This is a genomic window from Microbacterium sp. Bi128 (assembly GCF_918698205.1).
Genome location: NZ_CAKKMM010001642.1, coordinates 1 through 1,052, shown reverse-complemented (window position 1 = coordinate 1,052; position 1,052 = coordinate 1). Strand labels below are relative to the sequence as shown.

The following is a 1,052-nucleotide window of genomic DNA, read 5'->3' as shown; positions in this document are numbered from 1 at the left end:
AGGCGGGGCACGCCCGTGGTGGTCTCCTCGGTGACGCCGAGCAGGAGGGCGCTGATGCGGGTCCATTTCTGCGGGTCGGTCTCGAGGGATGCGCGCAGCACGTCGAGGAACACCCGGCCTTCCTCGGACTCGTCCTCGGCGGCGGCGGGGACAGCGCCGGCGGCCTCGAACTCGACACCCTTGTGCACCAGCATGGTGGCGTCGCCGCCGTCGTCCAGGATCATGTTCGGGCCCAGCTCAGGGTTGGCGTCGGCGCCCGGCCACGTGAGGATCTGCTGGGCGGTCCACCAGTATTCCTCCAGCGTCTCGCCCTTCCAGGCGAAGACGGGGACGCCCTGGGGGTCTTCGACGGTGCCGTTGCCGACCACCACTGCGGCGGCGGCTTCGTCCTGGGTGGAGAAGATGTTGCAGGACGCCCAGCGGACTTCGGCGCCGAGGGCGGTAAGGGTCTCGATCAGCACCGCGGTCTGGACGGTCATGTGCAGGGATCCGGCGATCCGGGCGCCCTTGAGCGGCTGGCTGGCGCCGAACTCCTCGCGCAGGGACATGAGTCCGGGCATCTCGTGCTCGGCGAGGCGGATCTGGTGGCGGCCCGCCTCGGCCAGGGAAATGTCCGCAATCTTGTAATCGAAAGTCATCTGAGTCCTTTGTTGTGGCCGGTGGCATCGCGTGTCTGGAGCTGGGCGATTCTGGATTGGAGCAGGATCTAAGCAGTCATTCGGTGCCGCGGGCCTCCCTGATGGGTGCCCGGCGGCGTTTTGGGGCGGCTATTCCGCGGCGTGGCGCGGGGCGGCGTCGTGCTGATCAGCGGGGGCCGCCGCGGCGGCGGGCAGCAGTTCCGGCGGCAGCAGCAGCGGGATGCCGTCCTCGATTTTGTACCGCAGCTTGTTCCCGGCGCCATCTGCCGTGACGGTGACGAGCTCGTCGCCTTCCTGCACCAGGCCGGAGCCGGTGACGGGGCATCGCAGGACAGACAACAGTTCGGAACTGAGCTTGGGCATGGTGAACGCTCCCTGATGGGCGCCGCAACAGGGCGCCGGTGGCTGAGTGGC

2 protein-coding genes are annotated in these 1,052 nt (G+C 68.8%); both read right to left on the bottom strand.

The annotated features are described in order from the left end of the window. On the bottom strand, positions 1-638 hold a 638-nt coding region (locus tag LQV45_RS35175; RefSeq protein ID WP_230012659.1), incomplete at its 3' end, for an adenosylhomocysteinase. Positions 639-767: 129 nt separating this feature from the next. Continuing rightward, positions 768-1,001 carry a hypothetical protein gene (locus LQV45_RS35170; RefSeq protein ID WP_223914147.1) on the bottom strand — a complete coding sequence of 78 codons (234 nt, stop codon included), beginning with the start codon at positions 999-1,001 and terminating at the stop codon, positions 768-770. Positions 1,002-1,052 lie beyond the last annotated feature (51 nt).

Excerpts from the sequence above, each read along its gene's own strand:
- LQV45_RS35170 (WP_223914147.1), bottom strand. The coding sequence starts at position 1,001 with ATGCCCAAGCTCAGTTCCGAACTGTTGTCTGTCCTGCGATGCCCCGTC.